At 33.3% G+C, this 16087-nt stretch carries 14 protein-coding genes; 5 read left to right on the forward strand and 9 right to left on the reverse strand.

Annotation, left to right across the window (positions count from 1 at the left end; all coding sequences use genetic code 11):
• Positions 1-45: 45 nt before the first annotated feature.
• The 4 genes from rplK to A9601_RS10215 form a co-directional block, all read right to left on the reverse strand.
• A complete protein-coding gene (gene rplK / locus A9601_RS10200) occupies positions 46-471 on the reverse strand; it encodes a 50S ribosomal protein L11 (protein WP_002805232.1) in 426 nt (141 codons plus the stop codon).
• A 67-nt stretch (positions 472-538) separates the two neighbouring features.
• A complete protein-coding gene (gene nusG / locus A9601_RS10205; RefSeq protein ID WP_011817697.1) occupies positions 539-1150 on the reverse strand; it encodes a transcription termination/antitermination protein NusG in 612 nt (203 codons plus the stop codon).
• Between the two features lie 51 nt (positions 1151-1201).
• Positions 1202-1444, reverse strand: a complete 243-nt coding sequence (secE, locus tag A9601_RS10210; protein WP_011817698.1) for a preprotein translocase subunit SecE — start codon at positions 1442-1444, stop codon at positions 1202-1204.
• A 61-nt stretch (positions 1445-1505) separates the two neighbouring features.
• Positions 1506-4268 carry an ATP-dependent Clp protease ATP-binding subunit gene (locus A9601_RS10215; protein WP_011817699.1) on the reverse strand — a complete coding sequence of 921 codons (2763 nt, stop codon included), beginning with the start codon at positions 4266-4268 and terminating at the stop codon, positions 1506-1508.
• Positions 4269-4530: 262 nt separating this feature from the next.
• Between A9601_RS10215 and eno the strand changes: the two genes are divergently transcribed.
• Positions 4531-5823, forward strand: coding sequence for a phosphopyruvate hydratase (gene eno / locus A9601_RS10220; protein WP_011817700.1), 1293 nt, complete (start codon positions 4531-4533; stop codon positions 5821-5823).
• A 5-nt stretch (positions 5824-5828) separates the two neighbouring features.
• On the opposite strand, the gene A9601_RS10225 is transcribed toward eno, so the two are convergent.
• Both A9601_RS10225 and A9601_RS10230 read right to left on the reverse strand, forming a co-directional pair.
• The gene (locus A9601_RS10225; RefSeq protein WP_011817701.1) at positions 5829-7496 is read right to left on the reverse strand and encodes an ABC1 kinase family protein; all 1668 of its coding nucleotides are present in this window, start codon (positions 7494-7496) and stop codon (positions 5829-5831) included.
• Positions 7493-7810, reverse strand: a complete 318-nt coding sequence (locus tag A9601_RS10230; RefSeq protein WP_011817702.1) for a hypothetical protein — start codon at positions 7808-7810, stop codon at positions 7493-7495. The genes A9601_RS10225 and A9601_RS10230 overlap by 4 nt, the downstream gene beginning before the upstream one ends.
• Positions 7811-8066: 256 nt before the next feature.
• Between A9601_RS10230 and A9601_RS10235 the strand changes: the two genes are divergently transcribed.
• Entirely contained in the window at positions 8067-9023 is a 957-nt protein-coding gene (locus tag A9601_RS10235; RefSeq protein WP_011817703.1) for an NAD(P)/FAD-dependent oxidoreductase, read from the forward strand.
• A 21-nt stretch (positions 9024-9044) separates the two neighbouring features.
• Here the strand turns inward: A9601_RS10235 and A9601_RS10240 are convergent, their stop codons facing one another.
• Genes A9601_RS10240 through A9601_RS10250 form a run of 3 tightly spaced genes read right to left on the reverse strand, consistent with a single transcriptional unit; the run spans position 9045 to position 11986 of the window.
• Positions 9045-9326, reverse strand: a complete 282-nt coding sequence (locus tag A9601_RS10240; RefSeq protein ID WP_002805886.1) for a P-II family nitrogen regulator — start codon at positions 9324-9326, stop codon at positions 9045-9047.
• Positions 9327-9328: 2 nt separating this feature from the next.
• Positions 9329-10327, reverse strand: coding sequence for a sodium-dependent bicarbonate transport family permease (locus A9601_RS10245; protein ID WP_011817704.1), 999 nt, complete (start codon positions 10325-10327; stop codon positions 9329-9331).
• Positions 10328-10333: 6 nt separating this feature from the next.
• Positions 10334-11986 (reverse strand): SulP family inorganic anion transporter, encoded by a 1653-nt coding sequence (locus tag A9601_RS10250; protein WP_011817706.1) that lies wholly within the window; start codon positions 11984-11986, stop codon positions 10334-10336.
• A gap of 223 nt (positions 11987-12209) precedes the next feature.
• Between A9601_RS10250 and hemB the strand changes: the two genes are divergently transcribed.
• From hemB to A9601_RS10270, 3 genes are all read left to right on the forward strand, one after another.
• Entirely contained in the window at positions 12210-13211 is a 1002-nt protein-coding gene (hemB, locus tag A9601_RS10260) for a porphobilinogen synthase (RefSeq protein ID WP_011817708.1), read from the forward strand.
• Between the two features lie 62 nt (positions 13212-13273).
• Positions 13274-13660 (forward strand): VOC family protein, encoded by a 387-nt coding sequence (locus tag A9601_RS10265; RefSeq protein WP_011817709.1) that lies wholly within the window; start codon positions 13274-13276, stop codon positions 13658-13660.
• A 14-nt stretch (positions 13661-13674) separates the two neighbouring features.
• A complete protein-coding gene (locus A9601_RS10270; RefSeq protein WP_011817710.1) occupies positions 13675-16086 on the forward strand; it encodes an endonuclease MutS2 in 2412 nt (803 codons plus the stop codon).
• Position 16087 lies beyond the last annotated feature (1 nt).

The following is a 16087-nucleotide window of genomic DNA, read 5'->3' on the forward strand; positions in this document are numbered from 1 at the left end:
TTATTAACTAACCTCCCCTAAATAGTGAGAAATTGTGTATTGAACTCAATCAGTGATAGAGACGCCCATATTACGAGCAGTACCCTCAATTACTTTCATTGCTGATTCAACACTAGAACAGTTTAGATCAGGAAGCTTAGTTTTGGCTATTTCTTCTAATTGAGCTTTACTTATATTCCCAACAGAGCCTTTTGCGGATTCACCTGAACCTTTCTCTATACCAGCTGCTTTTGTTATTAAGACGGAAGCAGGAGGTGTTTTTGTGATAAAAGTAAAGCTTCTATCTTCAAAAACAGAAATCTCGACAGGAATTACAAAACCTGCTTTATCTTGTGTCCTTGCGTTGTATTCTTTGCAAAATGCCATGATATTGACACCATGTTGTCCTAAAGCTGGCCCTACAGGAGGAGCAGGATTTGCTTTGCCTGCTTGTAGAGCAAGCTTGATAACTGCAACAATTTTTTTTGCCATTAGATTAGAGAATTTAAGCTGGAGTAGAAAATCATAATTTTACTCGATAAACAAGAACAATTAGAAATTAATTTTGTTTATTGATTTGGGAGAATTCTAATTCTACAGGAGTCTCGCGCCCAAATATAGAAAGTAATGCTTTTAATTTATTTCTCTCTCCAGAAACTTCTATAACTTCTCCCTGGAAATCCTTGAATGGACCGCTAGTTACAATGATTCTATCTTTTTCTTCAATATCTAATTTGATTACAGCTTTCTTCTCTGATGCGCGCTTAAAGATTCTATTAACTTCTTGTCTTGATAATGGTCGAGGTTTGATGTGACCTCGCGATCTTCCGCTGCCTCTTCCGTCTTCAGCACCAACAAAGTTAATTACATTTGGAGTACTTTTAACAGCCATCATTGTATCTTCATCCAAAATCATTCTTACGAGGACATAACCTGGGAAAACTTTTTCTTCAGTAGTTTGTCTGCTTCCATCTTTTTTTAATTTAATTCCTGGAGTTTGGGGAATTTCAATTTCAATGATTCTATTATTAACACCTAAAGTTACCGATCTCTGCTCAAGAGTCGCTTTTACTTTTTTTTCACAGCTTGATGCTACTTGAACTGCATACCATCTCGCGATGCTTGTATTTGCTTTTGAAGAAGCAAGGTTTGTAGTTAATTCATTACTCATTTTTCTGGAAGCTTAATTAAGATCTTTATTAATGGATATTCGGGAGATAATTCAACCAAAAATTTGCGAGGCTGCCCATCCATAGAATCTGCTAACAGAAGCAATGGCTGCAGCAGAAAAAGATACCATAATTATAACTGCTACTGATTCGCTAAAAAGTTGTTGTTTGTTAGGCCACACGACAAGTTTAAGCTCATCGTAGGTAGATCTAAAAAAATTATTCTTTTTTTTAGGCTCTTCAACTTCAGGAGAATCCTTTTTAAGAGGTTCTTTATTAGTAGTAGGACTTGTCACAAAATTTTTTTGAAATTAAGCTTTATGCTTTAGTTTTTATTTTAGCTTATTGATTTACTCCTCAGCTAGGTTTGAAAACGATCTCATCTTTTTTAGTAGGGTTAAGTTTAATTGTTATATTTTTTTTATTTTTGAAACTATCCTCTAAAAGTTTTGCAGCCAAGGGATTTTCTATTTGTCTTCTAAGTTCCCTGCTAAGTGGCCTAGCACCATATTCAGGTTCGTAAGAATCGTTTGCAATTTTATTGATAACTTTTTTGTCTATAGCGATATTTATTTTCTGCTCAAGTAGCAGGTTCTTTAAATCTTCTGTTTGTAGAATGATTATTTTTTGAAGTTCATCAATAGAAAGTGGATCAAACTTTACCACTTCGTCAATTCTATTTAAAAATTCAGGTCTAAAAATTGAAGACAATGCATTACTAATTGAATCATCTAGGGTTTGTTGATCTTTTTCTAACTTTCCCTCACTTTTAGAAATTTTTTGTGAATACTCCAGTATAGATTTACCAGCTAGGTTACTTGTCATAATGATTACCGTATTTTTGAAATCTACGGTCCTTCCTTGAGAGTCCGTTAATCTTCCTTCATCTAAGACTTGCAAAAGGATATTAAATACTTCTGCATGAGCTTTTTCTATCTCGTCAAGAAGTATTACTGAGTAGGGTTTACGTCTTACAGCTTCAGTTAATTGACCTCCCTCTTCATAACCAATATAACCTGGGGGAGCTCCTAAAAGTCTTGCTACGGCATTTTTCTCCATATATTCACTCATGTCTAATCTTAAAAGTGCGTCTTCTTCATCAAATAAAACTGTTGCAAGAGATTTTGCTAATTCTGTTTTACCAACACCAGTAGGACCCATAAATAAAAAAGATCCAATAGGTCTTTTGGGACTTTTCATGCCAACTCGAGCTCTTCTAATTGCAGCAGAAACAACTTCTATGGCTTTTTCTTGTCCAATAACTTTTTCACTTAGTTCTGTTTCTAGATTGACTAATTTCTTACGTTCATTTGAAACTACTTTAGAAATTGGAATACCTGTGATTTTCGATATAACATCTGCAATATCATCAGGTTCAACTTGATATTTAAAAGGGAAATTTCTATTTTTCTTTATTTTAGTAAAGTTCTCTTCAAGTTTTTGTATTTCATTCTCTATTTTACTTAACTCTTCTTCAAGCTTTTCTAAATAATCTAGATCATTTTCAATTTCGCGATTTGATTTATCTTTGATTTGTTTGGTTAGCTTATCTTCTTCTTTCATTAAAATGGATAATTCCTCCATCTCTTCACGTAAATTGTTCCAATTTTCTAAAAGAACGTTCAATTTTGCCTCTGATTGTTGTCTATTATTCAATAGTTTTTCTTGAGCTTCGATATTGTCTCCTTGCAAATTATTCAATTTTTCATCGATAGTATTAAGTTTGTTTTCTTGTTGGAGAATGATTTGAGGCATATTATTAGACTCGATTTTTAACTGTGCGGCTGCTTCATCAATTAAATCTATTGCACTATCAGGGAGACATTTATCGCTGATGTATCTATCGGCCAATTTTGCAGAATAGTTTACAGCCTCTTCAGAAATTTTTATGCCATGATGTGATTCATATTTCTTTTTGATCCCTTGTAATATTTTTGCGCTTAATTCTACTGAAGGTTCATTAACAGTTATCTTTTGAAAGCAATTATTTAATGCCTGATCTTTTTCAATAGTTTCACGAAATTTCTCAGGTGTAGTTGTACCGATACATCTAAGTTCTCCTTCAGCTAGTAAAGGTTTTAAGATATTACTGATGTCGGTAGAAGATCTGTCAGAACTTAATATTGAGTGAATTTCATCAATAAATAGGATCATTCCTTGGTTTGGATTATTTAGTTCCTGCATTATTAAGCTTAGTCTTTCCTCTAGTTGACCTCTAAATTTAGTCCCAGAAACTAATGCACCTAAGTCAAGTGAAATAATTTTTAAGTCCTTTAAAGTATCAGGAACTTTTTTGTCTACAATTAATTGAGCAAGTAATTTTGCAATTGAGGTTTTACCAACTCCAGGATTGCCAATAAGTATAGGGTTATTTTTGTTTCTTCTGCAGAGTACCCTCATTAAATTATTGATCTCATTTTCTCTTCCTAAAACGGGATCCAGTAACCCTTTTTTAGCTGATTCTGTTAAATCTTTTCCATAAATTGAAAGAGCATTTTCATCTTTTCCAACTTGTTTTGTTTCAATTTGAAGTTCACTTTTCTGTAATGGAACAATAGCTTTTTTAAATTTTTCTTCTTTTACAAAAGTCTCGTTAGTCTCATTGTTTGATTCAAAATTGGATTGATTATTTATTTCAATTACATTCCCATAATTAAAAGAATCTTTTGATTGATTAATATTTGGGAAAAACTTTAATTCTTCCTCTAATTTTTCCATTGAAAGGTTTCCTTCTTCAAAAACATAATTTCCAATTCTTAAATCTCTTCCAAGAGCAATTAGTAAATGAGGGATTTCTATTAATCTCGATCCCCATTGAGTTTTAATCTGATTCGCGTTATCTAATAAAATTTCTAAATCTTCTCCGATAGTAAAAATATCTGACTCATTTGTTGGTGTCTCTTCTAAAAAATCTTCTGTTATGTCTAAAACTGTATCTTGGTCGATTGATAATTTTTCAATGAAGGCAAAGAATTCACTTGATGAGAACAATGTATGAATTATGTGTTCAATATTAAATTCGCTATGATCCCATTTTTTTGCGGTTTCTTCCCCTAATAAAAGAAGATTCCAACTAATATCGCTAAATAGTTCAGGACTGGATGTAAGTGTTTCTCTCATAAACTATAAAAACTATAGTTGATTATTAATTAATATTCTAAATAAGATCTGCATTAATAATCATCCAATAATTTTCAAATTGTAAGATGAATTTGAAAATTATTTAGATGAAAGGATTTGCGGGGACTTTAGAATGAAAAAAAACTTTAAATAATATCTAAGCTCTTACAAAAATAAAAATTATAGTTGGTTAACAAATATATTTCAGATATTAGCCAAATAGTTCAGCTATTAATAGGATTTAAATAGTAATAATTAAATTGTGAAAGAAACTATTGATTTTCTGATTGATACTGTTGAAGCAAGGCAAGTCCTTGATTCAAGAGGTAATCCAACTGTAGAGGCAGAAGTATTTTTGGAATGTGGTGCAAGTGGTAGAGCAATTGTTCCCAGCGGAGCTAGTACTGGTGCTCATGAGGCACATGAATTAAGAGATGGTGGTTCGAAATATATGGGGAAAGGCGTTTTGAATGCTGTTAATAAAATTCATGAGACAATATCGCCGGCTTTATGTGGTTTGTCATCTTTAGATCAAACTGCAGTAGATAAATTAATGATTGAAATTGATGGAACTCCTAATAAGTCTAACCTTGGAGCAAATTCAATCCTTGCAGTAAGTCTTGCGACTGCTAGAGCATCAGCAAATGCTTTAGACATTCCCCTATATAGATATCTTGGAGATCCATTATCCAATCTTCTTCCAGTCCCATTGATGAATGTAATAAATGGTGGCGCTCATGCACCAAATAGTCTTGATTTTCAGGAATTTATGCTTGTTCCACATGGAGTTAATAATTTCAGTGAATCATTAAGAATGGGTACTGAAATTTTTCACTCATTAAAATCATTACTTGATCAAAAAGGTCTATCTACTGCTGTAGGCGATGAGGGTGGATTTGCCCCGAATTTGTCATCAAGCGTAGAAGCAGGGGACTTATTATTAGAAGCAATTCAAAAAGCCGGATTTAAGCCTGGTGAGCAGGTATCTTTAGCTTTAGATGCTGCTAGTACTGAATTTTATAGGGATGGTATTTATAAATATGAAGGTAAAAGTTTAAATAGTTCTGAAATGATTTCATATCTTTCAAGATTAGTTTCTAATTATCCCATAGTTTCAATAGAGGACGGTTTAGCTGAGGATGATTGGGAGGGTTGGTCAGAATTAAACAAAGAATTAGGGAATAAAGTTCAGCTTGTAGGTGATGATTTATTCGTTACTAATACAGAAAGATTACGGAAAGGGATTATAGAAAAATCTGCCAATTCAATCCTAATAAAGGTAAATCAAATTGGGACATTAACTGAAACTTTGGAAGCTATTGAGTTAGCTAAAATGTCTGGTTTCACAAGTGTTATAAGTCATAGAAGTGGTGAAACTGAAGATACAACAATCGCAGATTTATCTGTCGCCACTAGATCGGGTCAGATCAAGACTGGCTCTTTGAGCAGAAGTGAAAGGATTGCAAAATATAATAGGCTTTTAAAAATTGAGGAGGAATTAGGAAATCAAGCAAGATTCGCTGGAGCTCTAGGTTTAGGTCCTAAAAATATATAGTTTTTTTAGCGCTTAAGTTTTTCTAAACGTGAGCCTTTTCTCATACTTAATTGGCACTTTATCCAATCAATACTTATTGGTAGTGCAAAAAAGAGTGGCAACAATGCAAAATTATTTTGTTTATTGGATACAAGTAAAGCGGATGCAATTGATAAGCTTCCTATTAGAATTGAATGGCCTAAAGTTTTTTGAGCCGTAAACATTTTTTTGAATTGCCTATCAGACTCGCCCATTCTTATTTGCAATTGTAAATCTCCCTGTTCTAATCTTTCTAAACTTTCATCTATTCTTTTGGGAATTCCAACAGCTTTCGATCCTAGTTCGCCTACTTGCCTTCCAAATTGGTTAATTAAATCGTTGGGACTTTGATTATTTGAAGTCATAAGTTCTATTAAATAAGGCTTGGTAACTGATACAAGGTTAAACCCTGGATCAAGCATTCTACCAACTCCTTCAAAAGTTGATAAAGCTCTCATCACAAAGATTAAATCTACTGGCAGTTGAAATGGCGTTTCATAAACCAGTTCGTATAAATCTCCAGATAATTTTTCAATAATATTAGGACTAAATGGAGGAGTTAAGGCTTCTTTAAGCATCAATCTGACTAATCTTCTGACTGGTCCTACATCTATATCTTTTGAAATTAGCCCAGCTTGTTGTAATTGACTAACTAGTGATGAGGCGTCTCTAAGAGCAGCAGCCTTAACCATCCCCCCTAATCTTTTTTGAAGATTATTTGAGATGTTCCCCATCATTCCAAAATCATAAAAAATTAATTTACCTTCACTTGAAACTGCTAAATTCCCTGGATGAGGATCTGCATGAAAAAAACCGTAATTTACTAATTGTTTTAAGTAGCTGATTGCACCTATCTCTGCAATTTTAGGTAAATCAATTTCTTGTGATTTTAATTTTTCTAAATCGCTTATTTTTGTCCCTTCTACATAACTTAAACAAAGTACTTTTTCACTGCTCATATCCCAAATTACTTCAGGAACTTCAACATTTTCATCATCAAGAAATTGCTGCCTAAATCTTGCTGCATATTGCGCTTCGCAATTAAAATCAAGTTCTTTCATCAGAACTTTCCTACACTCTTTAGCAATCTCAACCCAGTTTCTACCTCTACTCAAATTCTTATTTTTCTGCAATAATCCTGCTATTTGCTGCATTATGCCCAAATCGATAATAAATAATTCTTTTAAATTGGGTCTTTGAACTTTAAAAACTACTGTCTTACCATCTTTTAGAGTCGCCCTATGAACCTGAGCTAGTGATGCTGATCCAACCGGATCACATATTATTTGATCTATTTCATTAAACTTAGACCCTAGTTCATTTCTAATAGTCTCTTCAACTTGCGTAAATGAAAAATTAGGAACTTGATCCTGCAATTTAGACAATTCCTGTATCCAGGTATTAGGAATTAAATCAGGCCTCGCTGATAATAATTGTCCAATTTTAATAAATGCTGATCCAAGCTTTATTAATTGATTAGTAAACCACCTAGCTCTCTTAATTTGAACCCTACTTTTTTCATTATTCTTAGTTTGGAAAATTGTAAATCTAATATTATCTATCCATAAATTTATTAAAAGCGAAATCAGAGTTATCCAAATAACAAAGGCCCTCTTCAATTTTTTTAAACGATAATGAAAAATGTGATAACTCATTTAATTTGATTATTTAAAGTTTTATTAAACAGATCAATTTGCTTATTGATACCTTCAATTTCATTTAAAGCTTTTTTTATTTTTGAATCTTGATAAGTATTTGTAGACTCATTTTCTTGAATATTTTCGGCTTTTTCCAGTCTTGATGCTTCTTCGATTATGGATTCTTTTAAACTATCAAATTCTTTTTTGATAATTTCTGGAGCATCCTGAGCAATATTCGTTGCTTCTTCAATCTTTTCAACCAATATTTCGTTTAATTTTTCGGTTACTTTCTTAATGGCAGCTTTTAAAAGGTAATCAGAGTTGGTCATGAAAAATATAATGTTTCAACGGCAATTGATTTTTCGATATGACCTAATAATAGATCAATACAGAACATTTCACGTAACTGATCATTTTGATAATTAATTTTTTATGTTTTTCCTATGTAAGTTTGTTTCTATATTAAGCTTTTTTCTCTTTTTTCTTTTAACTTATATCTATATAAAGGTTCAGGTATTTACTTTAAAAATATCTTCTAACCAAAAACTCATCTAATTTACTACTAAAAAAAGGAGTTTTTTAAAATTGGAAATCATTGAGTCAGATGTAGTTATTATCGGAGGAGGCCCGGCCGGATGTACTTGCGCACTTTATACATCTCGTTCAAACTTAAAGACAGTAATTTTAGATAAAAATCCATCTGTTGGCGCCTTAGCAATAACTCATCAAATAGCTAATTATCCAGGTGTTCCGGTTGATATAAGTGGAGAGAAATTACTTACTCTAATGAGAGATCAGGCTGTGCAATACGGCACAGATTATAGAAGAGCGCAAGTGTTTGGAATAGATGCTACTGGAGAATGGAAAATGGTTTATACGCCCGAAGGCACTTTCAAAGCTAAAGCACTTGTGCTTGCAAGTGGAGCCATGGGTAGGCCTGCATCATTTAAGGGCGAAGCGGATTTTCTTGGCAAAGGAGTAAGTTATTGTGCTACATGTGATGGGGCCTTTTATAAAAATAGAGAAGTTGCCGTTGTTGGAGTGAACAAGGAGGCAATTGAAGAGGCAACTGTTCTAACTAAATTTGCATCTACTGTGCATTGGATTACATCAAGTGATCCTAAATCAGATAATGAAGAAGCTATGGAATTGATGGATAATTCAAATATAAAACATTGGAGTAGAACAAGATTATTAGAAATATTGGGCGATGATTTGGGTGTGAATGGGGTTGTTGTAAAAAATAAACAAGAAGAAAATCCTATCAATTTAAATTTAGATGGAGTGTTTGTCTACATGAGTGGCTCAAAGCCGATTACTGATTTTTTAGGTGATCAAATTGCTTTAAAAGAAGACGGAGGAGTTATTGTTGATGACTTTATGTCTACAAACTCTGATGGAGTATGGGCTATTGGAGATATAAGAAATACACCATTTAAGCAAGCCGTAGTTGCGGCTTCTGATGGATGTATTGCTGCAATGTCAATTGATAGATACTTAAATAGTCGAAAAAATATAAGAGTAGATTGGATTCATTCTTAAAAAGAATATTTCTTCTTGAATTTAAAGGGGTGTTGCTTCAGAAATATAAGCCACTCCTCCGTAGTAGCTTAAATCGTCCCTGATGTTATCTCTCATTTTATCTATTAATTCTTGCTCACAAAAAACAATTACATGAGCATTTGCTCCTAATCCTGTAAATTCCATATCTTCAGTAACAACTCTTTCAGGCCCTCTTCCGGTAGCATGTTTCATAACTGTATATCCAGGAACATTAGCTTTTTCTAATGTTTTAATGATTGCATCTAGTTCTCTTTCACTAAATATCAAATCTAATCTTTTCATTTTTATAAAGAGGATAGTGGGATAATAGTATTTACTAAACTCATATATATGGGAATGCCGAGAACTATATTGAATGGGAAAGTTAAACCTAGTGTTGTTGAAATATAATAACTAGATTTAGCTTCTGGAACAGTCATTCTCATTGCTGCGGGAACTGCTAAATAAGAGGCGCTTGCACATAAAACCACAAATAAAAGTGCGTTGCCAGGTCCTAAAGATAAAAATCTTGCAACGAAAACACCAATAAATGCGTTAAATAAAGGCATAAAAATGGCAAATCCAATCAAAAATGAACCCGCATTTTTCAGTCTCGGTAATCTTTGAGCAGCAACTATTCCCATATCTAACAAGAAGAAGCATTCTGCTCCATAGAATAATTGTCCAGTAAAAGGCTCCATTTTTTCAATTCCTGAGGGATTACTGGAAGCAGTGAGAAATCCTACAATCAAGCTTGAGAGCAATAAATAAACTGATCCATTCAAAAGGGATTCGTGTAATATTGCGCTTAGATGCATTTTTCTTGATTTTGGTCTATTTTTTGGAGCTGCAAATTTCACAAGTAATAATCCAACAATTATTGCAGGAGATTCCATTAAAGCTAAAGCCCCAACCATAAACCCATCAAAAGCTATTTTTTGACTTTCTAAAAAACTTTCTGCAGAAATAAATGTAACAGCACTAATTGAACCGTATGCTGCTGCTATTGCGGCTGAATTAAAGACATCAAATTTAAATCTTAGAATTAAAAATCCAATCAGAGGTATTAGTAGTGACATTAGTATTGCAGCGCTTAAAGTCGGCAATACTTGATTTGTAAACCCACTTTTCTGTATCTCTATACCTCCTTTAAACCCAATGGCTAAGAGCAAATACAATGAGAAGAGTTTAGGTAATGGAGCTGGTATTTCTAAATCAGATTTAAAGAGTACTGATATTGCTCCAATTAAAAAGAAAAGAACAGGCGGGGCTAATACATTTTGCAGAATTGGATTGATTTCCATAAATTATTAGGCTATTTCATTTAGAGCGGTTTCTAAAGCTTCTTTTCTTGTCTCAATGATGCCTTCAACTCCAAACTTAGCTAATCTATCCTTTACTTTTTCATTAGCCCCAGCAACAAATGCTTTTCTGGAATTATTTTTAGCTTCTTGCATCATATCTTCTATTGCCAGAGTCGCGGTCACTCCAAGTCTTGGTACATCAGTGATATCTAATATCAAAACCTTATAGTTTCTTACTAGCATCATTCTCTCAGATATACCTTTAGCTGCTCCAAAACTAAGTGGTCCTTTAAGTCTAAATAACATTACTTCTCCTGAACATCTATCAAGTAGTGCTTTTTCATCAGCAGGTAATGCATTTTTAGCTTGATCATCTTTTGATAAAGGATTATCTTCATCCATACCTTCTAGTTGAGTTTCCGTTATTGAATCAATAGTGAGCATATTTGCTATGAATACACCGACTAAAACTGCCCAAATTAAATCCCAAAAAACAGTCATGAGGAGTACGCCGTACATAACAACTGAAGTTTTTAAAGATAATTTGTGGGCCCTCCTTAAGAACCCCCAATCAATAATATCTAGACCAACTTTTATAAGAATTCCTGCTAATAACGCAGTTGGTATTTGCTCGGCTAAAGGACCTGCGCCAACTAAAACTATCAACAAGACAACTGAGTGAACCATACCAGAAATGGGAGTGGATCCTCCAGATTTAACATTTATAACTGTTCTCATTGTTGCTCCGGCTCCAGGTAAGCCTGAAAACAGACCGGCAACAGCATTTCCTATTCCTTGACCAATAAGTTCTCTATCAGAATTATGTTTTGTTTGAGATATATTGTCTGCTACTAGTGATGTTAGTAAAGAGTCAATTGCGCCAAGTACTGCGAGGACTAATCCTGCCTTAAAAATGATTGGAAAATATTGATTAAAACTTGGGAAATTTAAAGATGGAACTCCCCTGGGAATTTCACCAATTCTATCAATAGCTCCTTCTCCAAAAATTAATATTGATATTGGGGTTACTATCAATAAGGCTAAGAGGGGAGAAGGAACCCATTGACTTATTTTTCTAGGAGTAAGAAATACTATACCTAGTGTCATTATTGCTACTCCAATAGCAGCACCGTTTGGCTGGAAATTTGAAAATACAGTTGATAAAGATTCAACTACTCCACCTCTGGTACTGATTCCTAGTAATGGACCAATCTGAAGTGCAATTATTATTACTCCAATACCAGACATGAATCCTGACACAACAGAATATGGAACTAAAGTAATGTATTTACCTAGTTTGAGAATTCCAAATAATATTTGCAGTAAGCCGCCAATTACTACCGCTGCCATCACTAAAGGTAAAATTTGTCCTGCAGAAAGATCTCTTGGAACCCCCACTGCTGCTAAGCCTGCTACTACGCCAGCAACAGTTACACTCATTGGACCGGTAGGTCCACTAACTTGAGCAGGTGTTCCTCCAAATAATGCTGCTAAAAAACCAACTACTACTGCCCCATATAGGCCATAAATTGCCCCGCCAGGTCCTAATGCAGCATTACCAAAAGCAAGAGCGAGAGGTAAAGCTACTACAGCAGCAGTGATCCCTCCAAGAATATCTCCTCTTAAATTCTTTAGATGAAATCCATTAATTATTTTCAAAGATACTCTCCTTAAAATAAACACTTAACTAAAAGATATTATCTCTTAATGACGTAAATTTGTGAAAAATGAAGTTTGTGCAAAATATTTTTGTAACTTTTTTTGCTTTTTTTAAATAAATTTTAGTTACTTTTCCTGAACAAAAGTAGTCTCTGATTGATTTATATGCGAGGCAAGCGATTAATGTATTAGATAAATATTTTTCAATTTTAATAATATTCAAATGAATTCGATTATTCGTCCAAGAAGATTAAGAAGAACTGAGTCAATAAGAGAAATGGTTAGAGAAAACCATTTGGCGGCATCGGACTTTATCTATCCATTATTTATTCATGAGAAAGATTTTAAAGAGGAAATTTCCGCAATGCCCGGAACTTATAGATGGGATATTGATGGTTTACTAAAGGAGGTTACTAGGGCATGGGAATTGGGAATTAGATGTGTGGTTCTTTTCCCAAAAATTAATGATAGCTTAAAGACTGAAGATGGAGCAGAATGTTTTAATGAGGACGGTTTAATACCTAAAGCTATTCGAATATTAAAAAAAGAGATTCCAGAAATGGCAATAATGACAGATGTTGCCTTGGACCCTTACTCCTGTGATGGACATGATGGCTTAGTTGATGAAACTGGAAAAATATTGAATGATGAAACGATTGAAATTTTAAAAAAACAAGCTTTAACTCAAGCTAGAGCTGGAGCAGATTTTATTGGCCCTAGTGACATGATGGATGGGAGAGTTGGAGCAATTAGGACTGCTCTTGATAGTGAAGGATTTAGTGATGTAGGTATTATTAGTTATACAGCTAAATATTCATCTGCTTATTATGGTCCGTTTAGAACTGCTTTAGATTCGGCTCCTAGAGAAAATAGTAAGAAAGTAATTCCAGACAATAAGTCTACATATCAAATGGACCCTGCCAATTCAAAAGAGGCTTTAATTGAATCTGCATTGGATCAGTATGAAGGAGCTGATATTTTGATGGTAAAACCAGGAATTTCATATTTGGATATTGTTTATAGAATAAGCACATTTTCAAATAAGCCCATAGCTGCATACAACGTTAGTGGGGAGTATTCCATGGTAAAGTCTGCTGCTATGAAGAACTGGATTAACGAAAAAGATATTGTTTTAGAGACATTGCTTAGTTTTAAAAGAGCAGGAGCAAAATTAATACTCACTTATCATGCTTGTGATGCATCTCAATGGTTGCAGGATACTTAAAAACTCATTATTAACAAAAATTTGGTTTATTCTTAGATAAGTAATAAATTAATTGCTTTGTTTTGAAGTTTTCACAAGGAGTAAATAGGATTGGTCACATTGCACTTAGAGTAGATAATCTCGAAAGGGCGAAATCTTTTTATATTAAGCTGGGTATGAATTTGGTTTGGGATGATAAAGATTGGTCTTACTTAGAGGCAGGTAAAGGGAAAGATGGACTTGCGTTGTTAGGCCCTAGCTACAAAGCTGCTGGACCTCACTTTGCTTTTCATTTTGAAAATAAAAAAGAAGTGGAAAATATTCAAAATGATTTAAAAAATTCTGGTGTAAAAGTTGGTCCTTTACATGAGCATAGAGATGGAACGGCATCTTTTTATATGAAGGATACTGAAGGAAACTGGCTTGAGATGCTTTATGTTCCTCCTGAAGGGATTCAATCGAATGTTTGATTCTTTTTTTTTGTATGCAAGAGAAAAGTTATTCTAAAAAATCATATTCAGATAACACCTTAGAAGAAGAATCTATAAACCTTTTAGAGTGGGATTCATTAAAAACGCATTTATCTTCGTTCGCCTCAACGGAAATGGGTAAACAATCAATTTTAAGTTTTGTTATACCTTCAGAATACGAGGCATCTAAAAGACTTTTGAATGAAACTGTTGAAATTAATGAGCTAGAAAAAAATTTAGATAAATCAATTAGTTTTTCTGGTGTTTTTGATATTAGTAGAAATATAGAAATTTGTTCGAAGGGAGGTGTAATTACATCTTCTGAGTTGTTAGAAATAGCGAAAACAATTGCTGCAGCAAGAAATTTAAAAAAAATCTTATTAGATTTTGAACAAAGACCTTATATTTCATCATTCACAAAAAATTTAATTGACCATCAGAATATCGAAACGATTTTTAAAAAAGGCATTGAATCGAATGGAAGGATTTCAGACAATGCTAGTAATGAGTTATCTATTCTTAGAAAAGAATTTTTATCTAAGAAACTCGAAAGAAAAATATTAGTTGAGAAATTTATTCAAAAGAATTTAGCTTATTTGCAAGATACTACTATTGGAGATCGGTATGGAAGGCCTGTTTTAGCAGTGAAAGTTAATTATGTAGATAAATTTAAGGGAATAATTCATGACTCTTCATCTTCAGGAAATACAGTATATTTCGAGCCTGAAAGTGTAGTAACTAAAGGTAATAAGATTGCTTCTTTAGAGGCTAGGATCACAGCAGAAGAATTTAAATTACTTAAGAAATGGTCTCATGTTGTTAGTGATAATTCAAAAAATCTTATTGAAATGGCGTCCATTTTATTAAGATTAGAAAATGCCCTAACTCGTTCAAGATATTCGAAATGGATTGGAGGTAAAACTCCTACATTTGAGAAAAATCCTATTATTTCTTTAATTGGTTTTTCTCATCCGTTATTGATTTGGGAACATAAGAAAAAAGGAGCCCCTCCACCAGTAGCTGTCGATTTTTATATAAATCGAAATATTAAGGTTGTAGCTATTACAGGCCCAAATACTGGAGGTAAAACAGCAGCTTTAAAAGGTTTGGGCTTGTCTTTACTTATGGCTAGAGCAGGATTATTGATACCTTCAACTAATAATCCTATTATCCCTTTCTGTCCAAATATATATGTGGATATAGGAGATAATCAATCATTAGAAGAAAATTTATCTACCTTCAGTGGGCATATATCCCGCATAAAAGGGATATTAGATTCACTTGATTATAAGAAAGGATTATCAGTTGTTTTGTTAGATGAGATTGGATCTGGTACAGATCCTCTTGAAGGAAGCGCTCTTGCGATGGCTTTATTAAAAGAATTTGCAAATAAATCTGATATCACTTTGGCAACTACACATTATGGAGATATTAAGGCTTTAAAATATAACGACTCGAGATTTGAAAACGTATCAGTTGCCTTTGATGAGGAATCTTTGAAGCCAAAATATATACTCAACTGGGGTATTCCTGGGAGAAGTAATGCTTTGTCAATTTCAAAGAGAATTGGTCTCGATGAAAGCATACTCAATGAAGCTGCAAATTATCTAAAGCCAAAAGAAGTTGACAACATTAACAGTATTATTAAAGGACTTGAGGAAGAGAGGATTAAACAACAAAATTCTGCAGAAGCTGCTGCAGAATTGATTGCAAGGACTGAAATACTACATGATGAACTGAAGAGAAATTATGAACATCAAAAAATAAATGCTCAAAAAATTCAAGAACTTGAAAGGTCTAAATTATCAAAACATATCATATCCGCTAAAAAAGAGGTGATAGATTTGATTAAAAAATTAAGAGATAAAAATGTTAATGGAGAGGATACGAGAATTATTGGAAAAAGATTAAAGGAAATTGAGACGGAACATTTAACCCAAAAAAAATCTGAAAAGTCAATATCATGGAACCCTCAGGTAGGCGATTTTGTAAAGATTAAAAGTCTAAATAGTACGGGACAAATTGTAGATTTAGATAAAAAAGGTGGTTTTTACGAAGTTAAATGTGGTTCATTCAGAAGCACATTATCTGCAAATGACTTTGAAGGTATTAATGGAGAAAAGCCTAATTTCAAAATGTCAAAAATTGAGATCAAGGCTACAAGAGAGGATTTTTCTTTTTCTAAAATTAGAACAAGTAAAAATACAATTGACGTAAGAGGATTAAGAGTGCATGAAGCCGAAATAATTATTGAGGAGAAAATTAGAAGATTTCATGGACCACTATGGATTGTTCATGGAATTGGCACAGGAAAATTAAAGAAAGGACTAAGAAATTGGTTATCAGGTTTAAATTATGTTGATAAGATTGAAGATGCAGCCAACAACGAGGGTGGCCCTGGTTGCAGTATTGCGTGGATAAAATAAA

Origin of the sequence: Prochlorococcus marinus str. AS9601 (genome assembly GCF_000015645.1) — a bacterium.
Classification (GTDB): domain Bacteria; phylum Cyanobacteriota; class Cyanobacteriia; order PCC-6307; family Cyanobiaceae; genus Prochlorococcus_A; species Prochlorococcus_A marinus_O.